Origin of the sequence: Pseudoalteromonas sp. AOP7-A1-14, assembly GCF_052376275.1 — a bacterium.
In the GTDB taxonomy this organism is placed as follows: domain Bacteria; phylum Pseudomonadota; class Gammaproteobacteria; order Enterobacterales; family Alteromonadaceae; genus Pseudoalteromonas.
The window spans coordinates 1-21,391 of record NZ_JBQSVO010000061.1; the positions used below are offsets into that span (position 1 = coordinate 1).

At 40.8% G+C, this 21,391-nt stretch carries 15 protein-coding genes and 2 pseudogenes; 14 read left to right on the plus strand and 3 right to left on the minus strand.

Going from position 1 to position 21,391, the window contains the following annotated elements; translation table 11 throughout:
* Positions 1–321: pseudogene (locus ACT3RM_RS10620) on the plus strand (hypothetical protein); the annotation flags it as partial.
* Between the two features lie 325 nt (positions 322–646).
* Here the strand turns inward: ACT3RM_RS10620 and ACT3RM_RS10625 are convergent.
* Together ACT3RM_RS10625 and rdgC are read right to left on the minus strand one after the other, a co-directional pair.
* The gene (locus tag ACT3RM_RS10625) at positions 647–2,353 is read right to left on the minus strand and encodes a dipeptidyl-peptidase 3 family protein (RefSeq protein WP_441835371.1); all 1,707 of its coding nucleotides are present in this window, start codon (positions 2,351–2,353) and stop codon (positions 647–649) included.
* A 543-nt stretch (positions 2,354–2,896) separates the two neighbouring features.
* The gene (gene rdgC / locus ACT3RM_RS10630) at positions 2,897–3,808 is read right to left on the minus strand and encodes a recombination-associated protein RdgC (RefSeq protein ID WP_441835372.1); all 912 of its coding nucleotides are present in this window, start codon (positions 3,806–3,808) and stop codon (positions 2,897–2,899) included.
* A gap of 827 nt (positions 3,809–4,635) precedes the next feature.
* Between rdgC and thrA the strand changes: the two genes are divergently transcribed.
* The 13 genes from thrA to ACT3RM_RS10695 all read left to right on the plus strand — a co-directional run bounded on the left by thrA (position 4,636) and on the right by ACT3RM_RS10695 (position 20,421).
* Positions 4,636–7,053: a bifunctional aspartate kinase/homoserine dehydrogenase I gene (gene thrA / locus ACT3RM_RS10635; RefSeq protein WP_441835373.1), complete on the plus strand. Its 2,418-nt coding sequence runs from the start codon at positions 4,636–4,638 to the stop codon at positions 7,051–7,053.
* A 9-nt stretch (positions 7,054–7,062) separates the two neighbouring features.
* A complete protein-coding gene (thrB, locus tag ACT3RM_RS10640) occupies positions 7,063–7,989 on the plus strand; it encodes a homoserine kinase (protein ID WP_441835374.1) in 927 nt (308 codons plus the stop codon).
* A gap of 23 nt (positions 7,990–8,012) precedes the next feature.
* The gene (thrC, locus tag ACT3RM_RS10645; RefSeq protein ID WP_441835375.1) at positions 8,013–9,296 is read left to right on the plus strand and encodes a threonine synthase; all 1,284 of its coding nucleotides are present in this window, start codon (positions 8,013–8,015) and stop codon (positions 9,294–9,296) included.
* 436 nt (positions 9,297–9,732) lie between these two features.
* The gene (gene glyA / locus ACT3RM_RS10650) at positions 9,733–10,989 is read left to right on the plus strand and encodes a serine hydroxymethyltransferase (RefSeq protein WP_441835376.1); all 1,257 of its coding nucleotides are present in this window, start codon (positions 9,733–9,735) and stop codon (positions 10,987–10,989) included.
* A gap of 101 nt (positions 10,990–11,090) precedes the next feature.
* On the plus strand, positions 11,091–11,540 hold the full coding sequence (nrdR, locus tag ACT3RM_RS10655) for a transcriptional regulator NrdR (RefSeq protein WP_441835385.1): 450 nt from the start codon (positions 11,091–11,093) through the stop codon (positions 11,538–11,540).
* Between the two features lie 2 nt (positions 11,541–11,542).
* The gene (gene ribD, locus ACT3RM_RS10660; RefSeq protein ID WP_441835377.1) at positions 11,543–12,694 is read left to right on the plus strand and encodes a bifunctional diaminohydroxyphosphoribosylaminopyrimidine deaminase/5-amino-6-(5-phosphoribosylamino)uracil reductase RibD; all 1,152 of its coding nucleotides are present in this window, start codon (positions 11,543–11,545) and stop codon (positions 12,692–12,694) included.
* A 5-nt stretch (positions 12,695–12,699) separates the two neighbouring features.
* A complete protein-coding gene (locus ACT3RM_RS10665; RefSeq protein WP_441835378.1) occupies positions 12,700–13,353 on the plus strand; it encodes a riboflavin synthase in 654 nt (217 codons plus the stop codon).
* Between the two features lie 292 nt (positions 13,354–13,645).
* Positions 13,646–14,758 carry a bifunctional 3,4-dihydroxy-2-butanone-4-phosphate synthase/GTP cyclohydrolase II gene (ribBA, locus tag ACT3RM_RS10670; RefSeq protein WP_441835379.1) on the plus strand — a complete coding sequence of 371 codons (1,113 nt, stop codon included), beginning with the start codon at positions 13,646–13,648 and terminating at the stop codon, positions 14,756–14,758.
* 150 nt (positions 14,759–14,908) lie between these two features.
* Positions 14,909–15,373, plus strand: a complete 465-nt coding sequence (gene ribH, locus ACT3RM_RS10675; RefSeq protein ID WP_441835380.1) for a 6,7-dimethyl-8-ribityllumazine synthase — start codon at positions 14,909–14,911, stop codon at positions 15,371–15,373.
* A 15-nt stretch (positions 15,374–15,388) separates the two neighbouring features.
* Positions 15,389–15,799, plus strand: coding sequence for a transcription antitermination factor NusB (gene nusB / locus ACT3RM_RS10680; RefSeq protein ID WP_441835381.1), 411 nt, complete (start codon positions 15,389–15,391; stop codon positions 15,797–15,799).
* A gap of 45 nt (positions 15,800–15,844) precedes the next feature.
* Complete coding sequence (gene thiL, locus ACT3RM_RS10685; RefSeq protein WP_441835382.1) at positions 15,845–16,819, plus strand: thiamine-phosphate kinase; 975 nt, start codon at positions 15,845–15,847, stop codon at positions 16,817–16,819.
* On the plus strand, positions 16,816–17,301 hold the full coding sequence (locus ACT3RM_RS10690; protein WP_441835383.1) for a phosphatidylglycerophosphatase A family protein: 486 nt from the start codon (positions 16,816–16,818) through the stop codon (positions 17,299–17,301). Before thiL ends, ACT3RM_RS10690 begins: the two co-directional genes overlap by 4 nt.
* 27 nt (positions 17,302–17,328) lie before the next feature.
* Positions 17,329–20,421 carry a diguanylate cyclase domain-containing protein gene (locus ACT3RM_RS10695; protein ID WP_441835384.1) on the plus strand — a complete coding sequence of 1,031 codons (3,093 nt, stop codon included), beginning with the start codon at positions 17,329–17,331 and terminating at the stop codon, positions 20,419–20,421.
* Positions 20,422–20,483: 62 nt separating this feature from the next.
* Here the strand turns inward: ACT3RM_RS10695 and ACT3RM_RS10700 are convergent.
* Positions 20,484–21,391 (minus strand): annotated as a pseudogene (locus ACT3RM_RS10700) (hypothetical protein); the annotation flags it as partial.

Here is a 21,391-nt window from a genome sequence, read left to right on the forward strand (position 1 = left end):
ATTAATTTACGAACTGAAAATGAGAAAGACTGGGATGAAGCTAAATTAGTCACTTCATTAGGGATGCAATATTACTCATTGCCAATTTCAGGCGCGCAAGATATTAGCGTCGAAAACGCACAACAGTTGGCTACTGTAATGGGGGAGCTAAAAGGCGAGCCTGTACTGCTACATTGTGCTAGCAGTAATAGAGTAGGAGCTTTAATTGCAATCTCTGCCCATGCAGAAGGACTCGATATAGAATCTTCATTAGCCAAGGGAAGACATTGGGGAATGAGCAGTTTAGAGCCCGTAGTGCGCAAAATAATTACTACAAAGTAACCATAACGAGAGTGTTGACCTTTCAGGATTAAAATTCGTTCAATTTAGGGGCAATTTAATTGCGGTGCGAGACTTATAACCTGGCGGGCTAAGTGAAAATTGAATAAAGTGACGCATCCTGTTCACGCACTTTACCTATATTTATATAGGTAATAATGAGTTAATTATCCCTAAAAACAACTCGTGAGCAGCGCAAATTTAACCTTGAAATATAAACACGCCCTAATAAGTAGTATGCACAGTATCTTGTGCTCAATAAAAAAGCGTTACAGTTTTTAACTGTAACGCTTTTTTAGACTGTTTTTAGGTAATAAATAAGCTGAAACTAGTTAAGGCCCAACACTTCTTTACCTTGTTTAAAGGTAACATCAACCGGAATATTAGCTTCGCTTAGCTTTTCTAAATCTTTAGCTAGTTCTGCTTTGATATTGCCGTGAGTAGCAATAAGTTGATCTACTTTTTGATAATCACCGTCACCTTGCAAGGTTAAAATAAGACGTGAAAGCTTTTCCATCGCCAGACCCATTTTTTCCATATTTACACGATATAAGCCATTGTCATTTTTAGAAAATGCGCCTTCTTGTGCGAAAAAGTTAAAGCGGATCATGTTTGCTTTACCGTGCGCACTTGAAGCGCCAAAACGTACTGAACGGAAGATGCCAGCCATAAAGGTGGTGTAGTAATCTTCAAGTCTGCCTTCGGTGATTTCGCCTTTTTTAAGTAATTGTTCAACCATGTACAACCCTAAAATATCCGCTTTACCTTCTTCAAGGGCACTGGCGTGCTCTTGAAGAGACTGACGAACGGTACCCCTACCGGTTAGAGTATTTTTTATACCTAAACCATGAGCCACTTCATGAAACATAGTATTGGCAAAAAATGCGTCAAAGGTAATATATTTACGTTGTTCAGGAGCAATTAACTGCTCTGAAATTGGCACTAAAATTTTATCAAATTTAGCACGCATAGCATTTTTAAGTTGTAAACGGCGGGTGCCTTTTTCTAACTGCACTTGTTCATCATTAGGTAGGTTAATGGCGATTGTTTTACTACCCGCATTTGAATGCCCGGCGTAGTAAATTACATCGTAAGCATTTAAGTCGGCATCAGAGCCAGGTACTTCTTGCTTGTATTTTTCATCAACGGGTAGGCCCTTTTGTAACTCAGGTAGAAAGGCTGCGAACTTTGCTAAACGTTCTGACCACTTTAAATCTTTAATAAGTACATACGATTCGAACGCTGCGCGATAACCAAATAATTGGTCTTCATAGGTTTCGATAGGGCCAATAACGATATCAATAGGATTATTTTTCATATCCATCCAAGCAAAGTCTGATGCTTGGTACTGGTCGTTTTGTAGAGCGCTTGCGCGTAAGTTTAGATAGTTTGCAAACTCTTTATCATCAGCTAAAGCGCTAGCTTCACGTAGTAAGTTAGCCGCTTTTTCAAGTGGTTCTGCGTATTCCTGTGAATAAGCGACACTGAAAAGTTTGCCGGTATCATCACGCTTTATTACAGAATACAAATCGGTTTTTTCATCAACGTCAGCATTATTTAGCTCTTCTTTTGTGATATCTGCAGGGTAAAATTGGGCGCCAGCTGCTTTTTCTTCAAAGCCAGACAAAAATACTTTATCGCCATTTAAGCGATCCCAAGGACCGTAGTTTATATCAGCAAACTTTTTCACTTTGTCATCGCTGATGTTACTTAATAGCTCGTCTTTACCTTCACCAAAGGCTTGACGCCAAAAAAGCTCATCCATTACTTTTGAAGCATCAATAAGCTTGGCAATCATTTTCTTTTGATTCGCGCTTAAGTGCGATAAATCACTGGTAAGCGTAAAGTCGGTGTAGATATCAAGGCGGCTTTGCTCGGCATTAACCAGTTTGATGCCGGGTTTTACAGGGGAAGCCGCTTTTTTTTCAACATCAGCGGTTGATTCTTTTTTAGGAGAAGGGGCTTGCTCAGAGCATGCGCCAAGAAAAACTGCACCGCTTAAAATCAGTGCTTGGCTAATTTTATTAATAATCATTACATTGCCTGTTAAAAGATATGAGAGGTAATAGTACGTTAAACCAATATTGATTACTGGGTACTACATTATAGTTATTAAACAAAACTCAGTATTAAATAGCAAGTACAAAACAGTTCTGTATTTTTCAACTTTAACGGTAACTCTTAGTCAACACGGGATTAAATATCTTTGTAGCTGCTAATCAAAAAAGAATGTCACATTTACGGCAATAGAAAACGCTTTAATGACCATTTTGGTCGTCTGAATAAATAATAACACCTTGGTTCTTGCTACCTTGTCTGAAATTGCAGTAAATTGATGTGCTACCTATTGTAATTGAAGTAGAGTGTCGTCAAGTTATTGATAAGTATGCAGTATTAAAAGCTATATCGATAAAGGGATTATACCTCGCTTGGAATATTCACTACCGATGAATACCATGCAAGGATAGATGATGTGAAAATAGTATTTGGTTAATACAAAAATAAGTTAACAACTAATTAAACGAAAAAGCGCCATTGATATCAATGGCGCTTTTTCATTAAGGTTTACGTAAAAAGATCACGTTAAATCTTCAACGTCACCTAAACCTGCGGTGAGTTCTTCTAGTAATTGCTTAATTTCCTCAGAAGCTAAAATAAAGTCAGCGTCGAGCTTCACTGCCATATCTTCTTTAGGAATATCAGCATTTTCTTCTTTAAGCGTTTCTGAATAGCTTAAACGTTTAATTGAACCGTCATTTTGTAGCATAAATTTCAAACGTTCTTGCCAATCAAGTGCAAGCTTAGTGACACGCTTACCATTTTCAAGGTGAGCTTTAACTTCATCACAGCTTAGGTCATGGCCTTTTAGTTTAACTTGTGCACCGCTATCATCAGCCTCTTCAAGTTCAGCATCAGCGCCAATAGCAAAGCCTTCAGGGGTAGTAAAGTTGGTAAGCCAGTCAGTCAAAAATACATCTAAGTCATAGTTTGCAAAGGCTGGTACAACAGGCAGTGTACCCAGTGACTTACGAAGTAGTGCGAGTAGTTCTTCGGCTTTATTAAAGCTACTGCTATTAACGACTACCCAGCCATTTTCTTGGTCAATAAAGGCAAATTGTAAGCTTGATTTTTTAAAGGCTTGTGGCAAAAGGGTGTGAAGAATGTTTTCTTTTAGTTCGTCTTTTTCTTTTTTCTTAACAGGTCGATTTTCTTCTATTTCAATTTGCTCTATTTTTTCAACAACCAACTCATTAATAACAGCTGCGGGTAATACTTTTTCTTCACGTTTTGCACACACTAAAATACTTTTTTGTGAAAAGTGCGATAATGTTTGGCCATGTTTACCAAATGCCTTGGTCCAACCAAATGTAGAGAGATCTTGGCCACCACATGAACGGAATAGATCCTGTTCGAGAGCTGTTTCAAAGTCTTCTTGCGTATACGATACGTCTTGCTTAAAGCGGTAACAAATTAAGTTACTAAACCACATAATAAGGAATGTCCTGTGTATAAAATTGCCTAATCATAGCAATAAAAGGCTAGCCCTGAAATGAATGATTGTGCCATGAATGGGGATTTAATTACTTACCGATTAAACATTGAAAGTGGTTTACGCATGTTTTTTAAAAAGCTAATGCGATAATGCAGTCCATTGTCTGGTGAGCTGGTAACATCAATATCGCCACAGACAGTTTTTTGCCAAGGTTAAATGTAATATTAATTTATGAATTTTCCATATTAGTATGCGCCGACTCCACAATAGCTCGAAAGTAAGTAGTGCACGCAAATAAGTGTGTCACCGCTAGGATTATGCAAGCCTGTAATGGGCGTGAGGCGTTAGAGTTATAAAATCAATATAGTTTTGACTTACTTCATTTAGATTTTATCGTGCCAGAAGTCGATGATGTGAAAGTATTAGAAACTATTCAAGAGCAAAAAATAGTATGTTTTGTATTGGTGATCTCCGCGAATATACAAACAAAAATGAAACAACGCATCGTTAACTAAGGCGCTATAGATTTTATTAATAAGGCAGTTGATAAAAAGAGGTTGAAAAAACACTGCATAAATTTGGCACCTTATCGTTTTCTTTATAACCAAACAGCATAATTTATCTTTTTAAGTGGGGTTGACAGAATAGGACTGTTTAAGGCAGTCTACAGGCTATGAAAATAAATAATCACGTACTGACCACTATTATTATTACAACCACCATTCTTACTGGATAGTGGCATAGGTCGGTGCAACAAATTTAAAGGCCTGTGTTCACTAAGAACATAGGCCTTTTTTCGTTTTATGGGATGAGGAACATAAAAAATGCGCGTATTAAAATTTGGTGGGTCATCACTTGCCGACTTTGCTTGCTTACAGCAAGTAGCTCAATTAGTTAAAACACAATTAAAAGATGAAATGTTATTGGTGCTTTCAGCGCCCGGCGGTATGACAGATTCGTTAGTTACACTCGCCGCTAGTGCTGAGCAAGGCGATGATTATAGCGAACTTTGGCAAGCCTTAGTTGAGCGCGCTGAAAGTTTAAAGGCAGCGGTTGAAGCCGAATACGGCCAGCTTGAAAACTGGCCAAATTTAAATGAACTTAAAGAGAAACTAGCCGGCGTTAAATTAATAAAATGTTGTCCAGACCAAGTTCGCGCATTTGTGATTAGTTTTGGCGAGCGCATTAGTGTATCACTGATGCAGCGTTTATTGAGTGATAACAATGCCCATTACCTTGAAGCAACCAATTGTATCGCCTCGACGGGTGGTCACATTGATGCCGAAGCTGATTTAGTTACCAGTAAAGTACGTTTTCAAGCTGCCTTAAAAGCAAACCCGGCCACTATTTATATTATGCCTGGTTTTACAGCGAGCAATGAACAAGGCGAACTAACAACACTTGGCCGTAATGGTTCAGATTATTCAGCGGCCATTGCCGCTGCCTGTTTAGAAGCCGATGTTTGCCAAATTTGGACAGACGTTGATGGCGTATATAATGCGGATCCGCGCTATATCAAAAAAGCCACTAAAGTTGATTTTTTATCGTATAAAGAAGCCATGGAGCTTTCTTATTTTGGTGCTAAAGTATTACATCCAAAAACAATTTTACCGTGCGCGAAAGCGGGTGTGCCATGCGAAATTAAAAATACCCATAACCCGCTAGCTGAAGGGTCATTGATCAGTAATGATAATGTGTCATCAGAGTCTGTAAAAGCGCTTTCAAGCTTACAAAATCTTGCAATGCTAACGGTTTCAGGCCCAGGCATGAAAGGTAAAGTGGGTATGGCGTCAAAAGTATTTAATGCGCTTGCTCACGATAACGTGTCAATTGTTTTAATCACCCAGTCGTCATGTGAATTTAGTATTAGCTTTTGTGTGCATGAAACAGATTTATCATTTGCTCTTGCTGCGTTGCAATCAGCCTTTGAACTCGAGTCAAAAGCGGGTTTAATTGAGCCAGTGCAAGTACAGCGTAACCTAGCTATAGTGACTTTAGTTGGTGACAACATGCGTGCGCATCGCGGCTTAGCGGCTAAGTTTTTTTCGTCTTTATCACAAGCACAAGTAAACATTGTTGCCATTGCCCAAGATTCTACAGAAAGTGCTATTTCGGCGGTGATCGACGGCGAGCTGTGTAACGATGCTGTAAAAGTGTGCCATGAAAACTTCTTTACTCATATTCCATCAATCGATGTGTTTTTACTAGGCTGTGGTTTAGTAGGTCAAGAGCTTATTCAGCAATTAGAGCGCCAACAAGCATGGCTTGAAAAGCGTAACATTAAACTTAACTTGTATGGTGTAGCAAACTCCCGTCAATTACACCTTGATAGCGAAGGTATTGCTTTTGATGATTGGCAGCAAAAGTTAGCAGATTCAGAGCAAAGCTTTGATTTAAAACTAGTCGAACAATTTGTTAAACAAAACCATTTAATTAACCCTGTATTGGTTGATTGTAGTTCATCAGATGCGCTTGCCGGGCAATATGTAGACTTTTTAAATGCCGGTTTTCATGTTGTTGCTGCTAATAAGAAAGCCAATACCAGTTCTTATGCTTATTATCAGGAACTTGTTGCAGCAACACATAAAAATAGCCGTAAATTTTTATATGAAACTAACGTTGGTGCTGGTTTGCCGGTACTTGATAACTTGCAATTGCTGTTTAGTGCAGGTGATGAGTTATTAAAATTCAGCGGTATTTTATCAGGTTCACTTTCTTATATGTTTGGTGCTTTACAAGATGGCCTATCATTATCAGAGGCAACACAAAAAGCCAAAGAAAGTGGCTTTACAGAGCCAGATCCTCGTGATGATTTATCAGGTACTGACGTGGCGCGTAAGCTACTAATCATTGCACGTGAATCGGGGTTACCACTTGAGCTTAATGATATCGAAGTGGAGTCAGTATTGCCTGAAGGTTTTGCCGAAGGCGAAAGTATTGATGAGTTTATGGCAAAACTGCCAAGTTTAGATGCCGCTTTTAATGATCGCATTCAAAGCGCAGCTAACGAAGGTAAAGTATTGCGTTATGTTGGCACTATTGAAGATGGTCACTGCAAAGTAGGTATTGAAGCCGTTGATACTAAGCATGCCCTTTATGATATTCGTGACGGCGAAAATGCCCTCGCTATTTTAAGTCAATATTATCAGCCGCGCCCATTCGTTATTCGTGGTTATGGTGCAGGCTCTGAAGTAACAGCGGCAGGTGTGTTTGCTGATATCTTAAAAACATTGTCGCGCTAGGAGAGCATTATGATCGAAGTTTATGCCCCTGCTTCAATTGGTAACTTTTCCGTAGGTTTTGATGCTCTTGGCGCGGCACTTGCGCCTATCGATGGTACATTACTTGGCGATGTAGTTGCAGTAAGTCCTGCGACAACTGACGAATTTACTTGCTCAGGCGACTATGCTCATAAGTTACCGGGTAATGTTAAGGAAAACTTAGCATATCAATGTTTAGTGCATTTTCGCGAACACATAATGCCAAGTATGCCGTGCGTCAAGCTCGAGCTTAAAAAGAATTTACCAATTGGTTCTGGGCTTGGTTCAAGTGCGTGCTCCGTAGTCGCGACTTTTGCTGCCCTTGATAAATTTGCGGGTACAAAACTTAGCCAAGTTGAATTAATTGAATTGATGGCCGATTTTGAAGCTATAGTCAGTGGCGGTCGTCATTACGATAATATCACCCCCTGTTATTTAGGTGGTTTACAACTAACAGGTGATTTAATTCCCAATAAATCAATTAGCTTACCCGTTGATGAAAACTGGTATTACGTTGCTGCCTTTCCAGGGTTTTCACTAAATACCGCTAAAGCACGCTCAGTGTTACCTAAAGAATTAAGCATGCATGCAAGTGTTGAGTTTGCACAGCGCTTATCGGCGTTTAGTAGCTTATTACTGGCTAAGCGTTTTGATGATGCGCTTAGTATCATGAGTGATGAAATAGCTGAACCCTACCGAGCGCCACTTATTCAAGGCTTTAGTGAAGCTAAAGCAACACTGCCAGAACTTGGCGCTGAAATCATTAGCATTTCAGGCGCAGGGCCTACATTATTTGCACTGTGTAAAAGTGTAGATGCGGCCAAGGAATGTGCAGCATGGCTTGAACAAAACTATATTAATGAACAAGGCTTTTGCCATGTTTGTAAGCTTGATAATGCGGGCACACGTCAGTTGTAAAGAGTTAAAGGAAATTAGAACAAATGCAATTACATAATTTAAAAGATGACTCGCAAAAGGTGTCATTTATCGAAGCGGTTAAAACAGGCCTAGGTCGTAATCAAGGGGTGTTTTTCCCTGAATCTTTAGCACCAATGGAAAATATTGATGCGCTATTAGATATGGACTTTGTCACCCGTAGTAGCAAAATACTGTCTCATTTAATTGGGGATGAACTCCCTGCAGACACGGTAGAAAAAATGGTGGAAAGCGCCTTTAACTTCCCGGTTAAGCTGGTAGAAGTTGAAGAGAATATTTATTGTTTAGAGTTATTCCACGGGCCAACGCTTGCGTTTAAAGATTTTGGCGGGCGCTTTATGGCTGAGTGTTTAGCTCGGTTTAGTCAAGGCGAAAAAACCACAATTTTAACCGCCACCTCAGGTGATACAGGGGCTGCTGTTGCGCATGCTTTTTATAACAAGCCAAATATTGACGTGGTTATTCTTTACCCTAAAGGCAAAATTTCATTGGCGCAGCAAAAGTTATTTACCACTCTTGGCAATAACATTCATTGCTATGCGGTTGAAGGCAGTTTTGACGATTGTCAAAGTATGGTTAAAAATGCGTTTTTAGATGATGAGGTTCAATCTCGCTTAGGTCTAAATTCAGCAAACTCAATTAATATTAGCCGCTTAGTGGCTCAAGTATGTTATTACTTTGAGGCGATTGCTCAACTACCTAAAGAAAAGCGTGCTAGTGCGCATATTTCAGTACCTAGTGGTAACTTTGGTAATGTTTGTGCTGCGATGATTGGTGCCGTCATTGGCTTACCAGTAGATAAGCTTAGCGCGACAACTAATCAAAACGATACTGTGCCGCGTTTTATCCTTGATAAAAATTGGGCTCCAAATACCACAATTGAATCGTTATCAAATGCTATGGATGTTAGCAAACCTAATAACTGGCCGCGTGTACAAACCATGCTTGATAATAACTGGTTTAGTTATGATGACTTTTATTCAACGAGTGTGGACGAAAGTGAAACGCAAACAGTGATGAAAAAAATTCAACAAACGGGTTATCTTGCTGAGCCACATACGGCAATAGCTTATCAGGGATTAAAAGCTAATTTAGCACCAAATACCGCGGGTGTTTTTTTGGCGACGGCACATCCTGCTAAGTTTAAAGAAAGTGTTGAAGAGATTTTAAATATTGAACTCGAAATGCCTAAACCACTAGCAGATGCCTTAGCTAAACCATGTTTAGCACAAGATATAGCTGATGACTATGATGCACTTCGCTCTGAAATATTAGCTAAGTTAGGCTAAGACTTTAAGAGACGACTTTATTACGATAAAAGCCGGACATTAAATACAATGTTCGGCTTTTTAATAACCCTTAATTAGACGTATGAGCGGCAGTTTAAAGTCTTAAGGCTAAAATAAATGGCCAACAAAAGAGAGCATTACACCGGTAGCGCTCCTGCCGCATTCGTTAAATGTCGATACCCACTAAATTAAAGCCAGCTAATGTGGTAGTTAATAGAGAAAGTGCAAAATGAATTTAATATTAACTTTGAAAATGTAGTAGTGGTTAGGCATTTATATTTTTAATGTTTCTATAAAAAAATATCATTACTAAAACACTGTGAAATAAATTCAATCCCTGTTTAAATATGTTCATCAATACAACATAGGCAAATTGACGTTTTCAGCGTATAATTTGGCCTTCATAAATACCATACACGTTGCCCTAGGAGCCCGCATGTTAGAACGTAGCATGAATATTTCGGATTTCGATCCAGAGTTATTTGAAGCAATCAACAAAGAAACTACTCGCCAAGAAGAACACATTGAGCTTATCGCATCTGAAAACTATTGTAGCCCACGCGTACTTGAAGCACAGGGTTCGCAGCTAACTAATAAATATGCAGAAGGCTACCCAGGTAAACGTTACTACGGTGGTTGTGAGCATGTTGACGTAGTAGAGCAATTAGCCATTGACCGTGCAAACGAACTTTTTGGTTCTGATTATGCAAACGTACAACCGCATGCCGGTTCTCAAGCAAATGCTGCTGTTTTCTTAGCACTTTTAGATGCTGGTGATACAGTATTAGGTATGAGTTTAGCGCATGGCGGTCACTTAACGCATGGTTCACACGTCAGCTTTTCTGGCAAGCTTTACAATGCGATTCAATACGGACTAGACGAAGTAACGGGCGAAATTGATTACGCTCAAGTTGAAGCGCTAGCGCTTGAACATAAACCAAAAATGATTATCGGTGGCTTCTCAGCATACTCTGGGGTTGTTGATTGGGCTAAATTTCGTGAAATTGCAGACAAAGTAGGTGCTTACCTGTTTGTTGATATGGCTCACGTTGCTGGTCTTATTGCGGCGGGTGTATATCCAAACCCGGTACCACATGCACACGTTGTGACTACGACAACTCATAAAACACTTGCAGGCCCTCGTGGCGGTTTAATCATCTCAGGGTGTGGCGACGAAGCTATCTATAAAAAGCTTAACAGTGCGGTTTTCCCTGGTGGCCAAGGTGGTCCTTTATGTCACATTATTGCTGCAAAAGCTGTGGCATTTAAAGAAGCTTTACAGCCTGAGTTTAAAGCTTATCAAACACAAGTTGTTAAAAATGCTCAAGCAATGGTTGCAGTTATGCAAGAACGCGGCTACAAAATCGTCTCTGATAAAACAGAAAACCACTTGTTCTTGCTTGACTTAATTGATAAAGACATTACGGGTAAAGACGCTGATGCAGCATTAGGTAATGCAAATATTACCGTGAACAAGAACTCAGTACCCAATGATCCACGTTCGCCATTTGTTACATCAGGCCTACGTATTGGTTCTCCTGCAATCACTCGTCGTGGTTTTAAAGAAGCTGAATCAAAAGAGCTTGCTGGCTGGATTTGTGACGTACTAGACAGCATCAACGATGAGTCAGTACAAGCACAAGTAAAAGAACAAGTTAAAGCAATCTGTAAAAAATTACCTGTTTACGCTTAATTAAGCAGTAAACAGTAATTTAGATCACAATAGCGTTGTTTTTTGCTATTATAAAGGCCGCTTAAAAGCGGCCTTTTTTGTCGTTAACGGAACTGATACCTATGCATTGCCCATTTTGCACCGCAAATGATACCAAAGTGATTGACTCGCGTTTAGTTGGCGGTGGTCACCAAGTAAGACGCCGTCGTGAATGTAATGAATGCCATGAGCGTTTTACTACCTTTGAAGGCGCTGAACTTGTGATGCCTCGGGTTGTAAAACAAGACGGCAGCCGCGAACCATTTAACGAAGATAAACTCCTCAATGGCCTAACGCGCGCCTTAGAAAAGCGTCCTGTCAGTACCGAGCAAGTAGATGAAGTAGTGAATATCATTAAGTCACAACTACGAGGCACTGGCGAGCGCGAAATTTCTAGTCATTTAGTAGGCGAGTGCATTATGGAAGCACTTAAAAAACTTGATAAGGTTGCCTATGTACGCTTTGCATCTGTGTATCGCTCGTTTGAAGATATTCGTGAGTTTGGTGAAGAAATTGCTCGTTTAGGAGAGTAGTGATGAGTGAGCAAACATTCACTGAGCAAGATACTAACTACATGGCACGCGCTATTGAGCTTGCAAAATTTGGCCGTTTTACTACTACGCCCAATCCAAACGTAGGCTGTGTATTGGTTAAAGATGATATTATTGTCGGCGAAGGTTTTCACCAAGTTGCAGGGCACGGCCACGCAGAAGTCAACGCATTAACAATGGCGGGCAGTAAGGCCAAAGGCGCCACTGCGTATGTAACGCTTGAGCCATGCAGTCATTATGGACGTACTCCGCCATGCGCCGAAGGATTAAAAGCCGCGGACGTTAAAAAGGTGATAGCAGCCATGGTTGACCCTAACCCGCAAGTTGCAGGTAAAGGTTTAGCTATTTTAGAAGATGCGGGAATCGAAGTTGCGTTTGGGTTGTTAGAACAACAAGCAAGGTTGTTAAATCGTGGTTTTTTAAAACGCATGGAACAGGGCCTACCATTTGTCACTTGTAAAATGGCAGCGAGCCTTGATGGCAAAACTGCCCTTAAAAATGGCCAAAGCAAATGGATAACAGGTGCTAAAGCTCGCCAAGATGTGCAGTTGCATCGCGCACAAAGCTGCGCAATTTTAAGTGGTGCAGACACTGTATTAGTTGATGATGCTAAGCTCAATGTTCGGGTAAATGAATTACCAAAAAAATTACCGACAGATTTACCCTTGCGCCAACCGGTTAGAGTTATTATTGATTCACAAAATCGCTTAACGCCAGATTTGGCCCTATTTAGCATTGCAAGCGAAGTGATAATCCTAACTACCCAGCTTGATAAATCAATCCAGTGGCCTCATTTTGTAAGCCATGTACTGGTGCCTGAAAAAAACAATAAAATTGATTTAATTACGGCATTAGTAATTTTAGCCAAACGCCAGTTTAATCATGTTTGGTTGGAAGCGGGAGCCACGCTTGCTGGTAAAATGGCTGAAGAAAACCTTATTGATGAATACATTGTTTATCTTGCACCTAAGTTTTTAGGAAGTGACGCTAAAAGCTTACTAAATTTTAATGAACTGACGAGTATGCAAGATGCGGTAAATTTAACAATGACTGATTGCACTGTGATTGGTGATGATATTCGTATCACTGCAAAGCGTGCTAAAATACCACAACTCCATCTTATAACTAAAGAGTAACCACTATGTTTACTGGGATTATTGAAGCCACGGGCGTCATTAGCGAATTACAAAAAAAGCTAGGTGATTTAGCTATTCGCATTCAAAGTAACGATTTGAAAATGGCTGATGTGAAGATTGGAGACAGCATTGCAACTAATGGTGTGTGCTTAACTGTGGTGACTAAGCATAGTGATGGGTTTAGTGCTGATCTATCGAATGAGACAATTGGTTTAACTGGTTTTGCTAACTATAAACAAGGCCAAAAAGTTAACCTTGAAAAAGCCATGCAACCGGTATCTCGTCTTGGTGGGCATTTAGTTTCAGGTCACGTTGATGGCATCGCGACAATTACGAGTATTACCCCTAATGCCCGCGCAACTGAATATTGGTTAAGTACTAACAGCGAGTTGATGAAATACATTCCTTATAAAGGTTCTGTTTGCGTTGATGGTATTAGCCTGACTGTAAATGCGGTCGAGGAAAACAAATTCAAACTCACCATTGTACCGCATACTAGCGAACAAACGAGTATTGCTGACTTTAAAGTTGGCACTGAGGTTAACCTCGAAGTTGACCAAATAGCCCGTTATTTAGAACGATTGATCAAAGGTGCAGAGCAGCCTGCAAGCTCAGATATATCAATGAGCTTACTCACGCAAGCAGGCTTTATTAAGTAATACCCAAACCAACTCGAGATGCAGAGCTCAGCGTTACACACAGGCTTAATCTCAAAGTGTTACGTTGCAAGAATGGCATGCCCTTTTATGGGATAACAATGATAAGAGTATGCCCTTGTGAAACGCTCGGTGGGTTGGTTTAAAAGCGACGTATACTTCGCTATTGATTTTAGTAATAGAATCACTATTATTTGCAATCAATGCCTTGTCTAAATCGCTTTTAATTCCCACTGAAACTCGCTTCTTGAGTTGGTTTGGGTATATAGACTCCACAAATTAATATGAGTAGGTTATGAATTTACACAGCGCACAAGAAATTATCGATGACATTAAAGCCGGTAAAATGGTTATTTTAATGGACGATGAAGACAGAGAAAATGAAGGCGACTTAATTATTGCCGCTGAGCACATCAGCGCCGAAGCCATTAACTTCATGGCCACTCATGGCCGCGGTTTAATTTGTTTAACCATGACTCAAGCACGTTGTGAACAGCTTGACTTACCCTTAATGGTGAAAAATAATGGTGCGGCTTTCTCAACTAATTTCACGATGTCAATTGAAGCGTCAAAAGGCGTAACAACGGGTATTTCAGCCGCTGATCGCGCGCGTACTGTGCAAGCTGCTATTGGTAAAGGCGCGGTGCCAAGTGATATTGTACAGCCGGGTCATATTTTCCCAATTATGGCGCAACCAGGCGGCGTGTTAACACGCGCAGGGCACACCGAAGCAGGTTGTGATTTAGCGCGCTTAGCAGGGCTTGAAGCCTCATCAGTAATTGTTGAAGTTCTAAATGCCGATGGCACTATGGCGCGTCGCCCTGACTTAGAAATATTTGCCAAAGAGCAAGGTATTAAAATAGGTACCATTGCTGACTTAATTGAATACCGTAACCTAAACGAAACCACTATCGAACGTGTTGCTAAGTGTAAGTTACCCACCGATCACGGCACGTTTGATTTAGTGACCTATAAAGACACTATTGATGGTCAACTTCATTATGCGCTTATTAAAGGTGATATTAGTAAAGAAGATACCACGTTAGTCCGCGTTCACTTACAAAATACTTTTAACGATATTTTACTTTCAGACCGTAATGTCGACAGAAGTTGGGGCTTATCGGATGCCATGGCGTATATCGCTAAAAATAATGGCGCGTTAGTCATATTAGGCAAGCAAGAGCAGACTGAAGATTTAGAAGCGACCGTTAAAGCATTTGCCGCAGAGGATGCCGGTGAAAGTGTCAGCCATGGTAAGTTTAAAGGTACATCTCGTACGGTGGGTGTGGGCTCTCAGATACTGGCAGACTTAGGTATTGAGAAAATGCGCTTAATGAGTCGTCCTAAAAAATACCATGCATTATCGGGCTTTCATTTAGAAGTGGTTGACTACGTAGAGCCACAATAAGCGAGCTAAACTAAGCGCCTGTTTATTCTTCAGGATTAAACAAGTTTTAATTTTCAAAGGCAAACAGGCGCTAGGCTATCTTTTTATTTTTGTGGTATGATGCGCTGCAATTTTTGCGCAATCGCCGAACTTATTTTTTAGGGTTATCAAATGAAAATTATTGAAGGTAATAAATACGCCCCAGGCAAAAAATTTGCCATTGTCATTTCTCGCTTTAATGACTTTATTGGTAGTAGCCTTTTAGCAGGTGCTATTGATGAGTTAAAGCGCACTGGTGGTGTATCTGAAGATGATATTACTGTTATATATGTACCTGGTGCAGTTGAATTACCTTTAGCGGCAAAACGTGTTGCGGCAAAAAAAGAATATGATGCAATCATTGCGTTAGGCGTGGTGATCAGAGGTGGTACGCCACACTTTGATCTTGTAGCAGGTGAGTCAAACAAAGGCCTTGCACAAATATCGCTTGAGTATGATATCCCGGTTGCATTTGGCGTATTAACCACTGAAAGTATTGAACAAGCAATTGAGCGCGCGGGCACCAAAATGGGCAACAAAGGCGGCGAAGCTGCACTTGGTGCGCTTGAAATGGTTAATGTGTTAGATAAAATTTAAGTTTAAGGAATCTCTGTGAAACCAGCAGCAAGACGTAAAGCACGCATCTTAGCACTTCAAGCCGTTTATTCTTGGCAGTTAAGTGGTAATGCTATTGCCGATATTGAACAACAAATGTTGATCGAAAATGACATAACTAAAATAGATGTGGAATATTTTAAAGATTTAGCGCGTGGCGTTGCAGTTAATCATCAGCAACTAGACGAAGTCGTTTCACCACACCTTACTCGTCCATTTGACGAGTTAGATGAAGTTGAACGTGCTATTTTACGTTTAAGCAGCTATGAGCTTAAGTTCCGCGAAGATGTGCCTTATAAAGTTGCTATCAATGAAGGCATTGAGTTGGCTAAAATATTTGGTGCTGAAGACAGCCATAAATTTGTTAACGGTGTACTTGATAAAGCAGTTAAACAACTGCGTAAGTAATTAAACCGTAAGAAGGAGAGCCGGCTTGGGCCGGCTTTTTTGTATATGAAGGAATTTGAATTAATAAACCGCTACTTTAAAGGTCGCGGTATTACTCGTCGTGATGTTGACCTAGGCATCGGTGACGATTGCGCCTTAGTTACCATCCCTGAAAATTGTCAGCTTGCTGTTACTACAGATACCTTAGTGGCAGGTGTGCATTTTTTTGACGATATATCTCCCCGTGCTTTAGGCCACCGCGCACTTGCTGTTAATTTAAGTGACTTAGCTGCAATGGGAGCAGAGCCCACATGGATGTCAGTTGCTTTAACATTGCCAAGTCTTGACGTGCAGTGGCTTGAGGAATTCACTGAAGGCATGCATGAAATTGCCGAGTATTTTAATGTGCAGATTATTGGTGGCGATACCACGCAAGGGCCGCTAGCTATAACTATTTGTGCCAAAGGTACTGTGCCAAAAGGTAAAGCCCTGCATCGTAGTGGCGCCAAAGTCGGCGATTGGGTTTTTGTAACTGGCCCGCTGGGCGACGCAGGCCTTGCGATTGAATCGCGTAAACAAGGATTAAGTATTGCCCCAGAGTATTTGGGCTATCTTAATAAGTGTTTTGACTATCCAACCCCTAAAGTAGCTGCAGGACAAGTTTTACGAGGTTTAGCTTCTTCGGCTATTGATGTATCTGATGGCTTACTGGCAGACCTTGGACATATTTTGGATATGTCACAGGTTAGTGCAACGATTGACGTTGATAAAATTCCGCGCTCGGATGCAATGCAAGCAAGCCTAGATACCGAGCAACAATTACCGTATATTTTAAATTATGGTGATGATTATGAGCTTTTATTTACTGTGCCAGATGATAAAAAAAGTATGCTTGAAATAAAGCTGCGTCAATATGGTGTTGAAGCCAGTTGTATTGGTCAGATTAAAAGTGGTGAAGGGGCAATTGATCTTCGTTACAATAAAAAAAAGCTTGAGTTTAGCTGTGATGGTTTTGAGCATTTTAACGAGGAGACGGTTTGAACAAGTCTGTATTATTTAATTTAAAACGCCCGCATCAATTTTTTGGTTTGGGTTTTGGCCTCGGCTTAGCACCAAAAGCACCGGGTACTTTTGGTACTTTTGCAGCGTTACCTTTTATATTTATTACCATGCATTATCCACTGTGGCTGCAAATTGTTTTTGCTATAGTGATCAGTATTTTTGGTATTTGGGTCTGTGGAAAGACCGCTGATGATTTAGGTGTACATGATCACCCTGCAATTGTATGGGACGAAGTCGCAGGCTTTTACATTACCATGATTGGCGCTGCACTTAGTTGGCAGTCATTATTAGTGGGATTTTTATTATTTCGCTTTTTTGATATCGCTAAACCAGGCCCTATTCGCATATTAGATAAACGAATGCATGGTGGTTTGGGTATTATGGCGGATGATATTGTTGCGGGTATATTTTCGCTGGTTTGTCTGCAAGCCTTACTTAAAGCTGGTTATATACCGTTTTAAATATTTGGCATAATGAGGTGTAAGGTCATGCTACGATTTTTATTAGTTGTGTTTTTGCTGCTGAGTAGCATGCCCAGCATGGCATCGATAACCGATTATGTGGTTAAGCAGTGGAACATGCAAAATGGCCTGCCTTCACAATCACTAAAAAGCGTTGTGCAAGATGAGCAAGGCTACATGTGGCTTGGCACGCAATTTGGCCTGAGCCGTTTTGATGGCAACACCTTTACTAACTTTAACACTAAAAACAGCGCCTTTTTACCGAGTAATGGTATTAATAAGTTACTGGTCGATAGCGAAGGGTATTTATGGGTAGGTACTAAAGAGGGCGTCGTAGTTCTAAACCCTGCCACTATGGCAATAAAAACCTTTAATATTAAAGATCCTGTACGCGATATCATCGAAGATGGTAAGGGTAGTGTTTGGGTTGCAGCTAATGGCTTGTATTTTGTTTCACGAAATCAACTAAAGTTCGACTCTAATCAAGCTGATTTAACCTTCCCCGCGGTTATACACGCAACTAAAATTACTCAGATTGTCGGCTCAGTGAGCCAAATGGCAATATCACCTGAAGGTATTTGGTTGGTTAATGAGCGCTACTTGCTGCGCTTAACTAACTCTTCATCTGACTTTGCTAAACGACGACTAGAGCTGACAGCAAAAGTAACCTTACCTGAGCGCTTAGCGCAAACCATTATCCATGATATGGCGTGGTTAGAAGGTAACTTGTATTTAGCGTCAGAACTGGGTGCTTATTTTCTTGATTTAGATGATGAACTGCGGCCTTTTCCACTTCCTAATGCTAATAGCTCCGCGGTTTATAAATTTATGAGTGACTCCGATGGCGCACTATGGATTTCGACTTATGGACGTTTATTATTTCGCGATAATTCAGGAGATTGGCAATGGGTTGAACCGAGCCAACTAGATCAAAGTATTTGGTTTTCGGATATTTACCGAGACAAACAAAATAATATTTGGCTAGCTAGCTTTAGCGAAGGATTGTGGCTGGCTCACGAAGGGCGTATTGAGCGCCACTCCGCTATATCAAAAATGACTGAATCGGTAATGGCGATTAATGCAGCCCCTGATGGCAAACTGTGGGTCGCTAATCGTAGTGGGGTAGGCTATTTTGACTACGATAAAAACTTTATTAATAAAATACCTAGCAATCAATATGGTCGTACTGCTGTTCATGATTTGCAGTTTGATGGGGATAGGCTCTATATAGCCACCGGGCGTGGAGTATATTTTTATGAAAATAATACTTTGTTCACGGTACCCGGCAGGGCACTACGTGATAACCCGGTATTTGCGATTAGCCGCTCAAGCAAAGGTGGGTTTTGGTTAGGTACCGGGCGAGGTATGTACCGGCTGAGCTACTCAGGGCTAACTCCTTTTGCCTACAATGCCTTCTTGGGTAGTAAGTTTATTACTTACGTGCTTGATAAAGAAAATTTTGGCTTAATTGGTACCAGTAAAGGGGCTTATTACTTTACCGATCGAGGCATTGAAAAAATAGGTGACCAAACCACACTCGAAAGCGCTTATGTGACCAGTATTTTACAGGTTGATGGTATTGGTATATTAATTGGTTCGCTAAATGATGGCTTGTTCTACCGCAGTACGAAAGGCCGGTGGCGCCAGCTTGATGCATCGAATGGTTTACCGTATGGTTCGATTTTTAGTTTAAGCTACGATGATAAACTAAAACGAATTTGGGTAAGCACCATGAATGGGGTGTATCGCATGCCGGTAGACCAGTTTGGTAGCGATATAGACAGTTTAAAAGTAGAACAAGTCATTTCTTCATTTGATCGCAAGCTCGATGGTAAAGCCAGCCAATGTTGCGCTGGTCTTGGTCATGATGCTGTTGCAGATACGGGAAATTCAATTTGGTATCCCAGTTTACAAGGGGTGGTCGAAATTCCTAAAAGCGTCGAGCTGTTTGGACCCAAAGAGCTGCAGCCTAAAGTTGAGAGTATCACCACGAGCTTACGTAAATTTGCCACGGCTGCATTGGGTGACAACCCGAAGTTACAAACTGATGAACGTGATATTACCCTCAAATACACAGCGATTGATTATTACGCGCCAAGTAGCATTGAGTTTAGATATAAGCTCAGTGGGTTAGATAGCGATTGGCGTTATGCCAATACGCGCCGCGAAGCAATTTATACTAATTTACCGCCAGGACCATTTTTGTTTGAATTGGAAGCAAAACGTCAAGGAGATGATTGGAAAAAAGCGCGGCGTACTGAGTACACTTTTGTGGTGCCTAGGCGTTTTGATGAAACAATTTACTTTAGACTGCTGATCAGCGGTAGTTTTATATTACTTTTTTATCTAGTATTTTGGGTATTTAGAGCGCAAGAACGTCGTAAGCAAGTTGCGCTTGAGAGCTTAGTGACTGAACGTACAGGTGAACTACGCCAAGCTAATGATAAACTTAACCAAGTTAATTCTCAGTTAAAGCTTGTGAGCCACTCAGATGAGTTAACAGGGCTTAGAAGTAGACGTTTCTTGTTTGATCAGCTTCCTAAAGATATTGAACACTTTCAGCGTAACTCTCAGTCTTTACAAGCGCAGGGTAAGTCGCTGGTATTATTAGTTATGAATTTTGACGACTTTAGTCGTATCAACGATGCCTATGGCCCGCTTGCAGGTGATAGTTGTTTACAGCAAGTGGCTGCTTTATTAAATAGCCGAACTCAAGGCTCTGATTATGTGGCTCGTTGGAGTGGCGATGAATTCTTACTGCTATTAAGAGACTTTAAACGCAGCGCCATTGATAGTTATGCAGCTGATTTATGTATCGCTGTTGCTGAGCATACTTTTAACTTACCTAATGGTAAAACAACCCATATAACGACTTCAATTGGTTGGTCATTCTATCCGTTACCATTACTGGGCGGTCAAGTCATTGGTTGGGAAGCTTCGGTAAACCTTGCTGATATTGCGCTTCATCAAGTAAAAAAACGCGGTGGTGACGGTGTTGCGAATATTACCTTTGACGTACAACTTGATGCCTTTGAATTTGAGCAAGGTAACAATGTAGATAAGCAGCTAGGAACATTACAAGAAAGTGGCCTTGCAGATGTTAAGGTGTGGATACGCTAAAAATGCCCTTTTATGAATGTTGAGTTCATAAAAGGGCATGGTGAGGTTAAGAGTAAAACTCTTTATTTCAACCAGGTTGGTAAAATAGCCACTGACTCAGGGGCTGTAAATGAATAGCTTACATCGGCGGAAATATCGCCTCCAGGGCTATTAAGTATATTGTCAAAACGCATCACTAAGCTGTTTGATTTTTCTGCAACATACAAGTGGTTACCGCTATACATAATATCAACTGGGTTACCGAGCATAGTTGCTGGGCCACTGATATTAACACTTATGTTCACCAAGCCTGCTGCATTGCCGGCATTATTAACTACATAAATTTTACCATCTGTAGCATCAGTAGCGCTGCCAACATCTGAAATAATCAACGAATCACTTAACGCATCGTAATCAATACCGTGAATATTGGTAGGTGCAATGAGTGCCGCGCCACCAGATGCTGGAGTGATTAGGCGATCTTCCCCTGTGATTGTCGTCATACCAGCCATAAGCTTGCTTTTCACTTCATCAAACACCGCCACTGTGCCATTGGTTAATGCGACAAAGGCACGGTCTGTTTTAACGTCGTAATCAACATCCCAAGGGATAGCATCAGCTGATGGTGTTAGAGTTAATAACGGGCTAGCATCTCCTGTCGTACAGGTTGAAAAGATTAAAATCCCAGGCGTGGCTGCATTGTTTTCAGCAATAAAAATCATGCCGCTGTCTGAAGCAACATCAATCCCTTTAGGTGAAATAAGCCCCGTGGCGGCGCCTGTAATAATGCTGTCTTGACTAGCATTATAAACTTGACCATCTCGATGTAATGCGACTTTATTTGAGATCACAATCCCGCCCATTGCAGTGCTGCTATCATCGAAGGTTGCGTAGCTGTTACCTGCTTTATCAAAGGTGACACTTTCTACGGCAACACTTGCGTTGTAGCTGCCAAGCTCACTAGTGAGAGGGGCACTTAAACGGCTAATTT

Bases quoted from the DNA above. Each gene is read 5' to 3' on its own strand.
- ACT3RM_RS10625 (WP_441835371.1), bottom strand. From the start codon at position 2,353: ATGATTATTAATAAAATTAGCCAAGCACTGATTTTAAGCGGTGCAGTT.
- rdgC (WP_441835372.1), bottom strand. From the start codon at position 3,808: ATGTGGTTTAGTAACTTAATTTGTTACCGCTTTAAGCAAGACGTATCG.
- thrA (WP_441835373.1), top strand. From the start codon at position 4,636: ATGCGCGTATTAAAATTTGGTGGGTCATCACTTGCCGACTTTGCTTGC.
- thrB (WP_441835374.1), top strand. From the start codon at position 7,063: ATGATCGAAGTTTATGCCCCTGCTTCAATTGGTAACTTTTCCGTAGGT.
- thrC (WP_441835375.1), top strand. From the start codon at position 8,013: ATGCAATTACATAATTTAAAAGATGACTCGCAAAAGGTGTCATTTATC.
- glyA (WP_441835376.1), top strand. From the start codon at position 9,733: ATGTTAGAACGTAGCATGAATATTTCGGATTTCGATCCAGAGTTATTT.
- nrdR (WP_441835385.1), top strand. From the start codon at position 11,091: ATGCATTGCCCATTTTGCACCGCAAATGATACCAAAGTGATTGACTCG.
- ribD (WP_441835377.1), top strand. From the start codon at position 11,543: ATGAGTGAGCAAACATTCACTGAGCAAGATACTAACTACATGGCACGC.
- ACT3RM_RS10665 (WP_441835378.1), top strand. From the start codon at position 12,700: ATGTTTACTGGGATTATTGAAGCCACGGGCGTCATTAGCGAATTACAA.
- ribBA (WP_441835379.1), top strand. From the start codon at position 13,646: ATGAATTTACACAGCGCACAAGAAATTATCGATGACATTAAAGCCGGT.
- ribH (WP_441835380.1), top strand. From the start codon at position 14,909: ATGAAAATTATTGAAGGTAATAAATACGCCCCAGGCAAAAAATTTGCC.
- thiL (WP_441835382.1), top strand. From the start codon at position 15,845: ATGAAGGAATTTGAATTAATAAACCGCTACTTTAAAGGTCGCGGTATT.
- ACT3RM_RS10695 (WP_441835384.1), top strand. From the start codon at position 17,329: ATGCTACGATTTTTATTAGTTGTGTTTTTGCTGCTGAGTAGCATGCCC.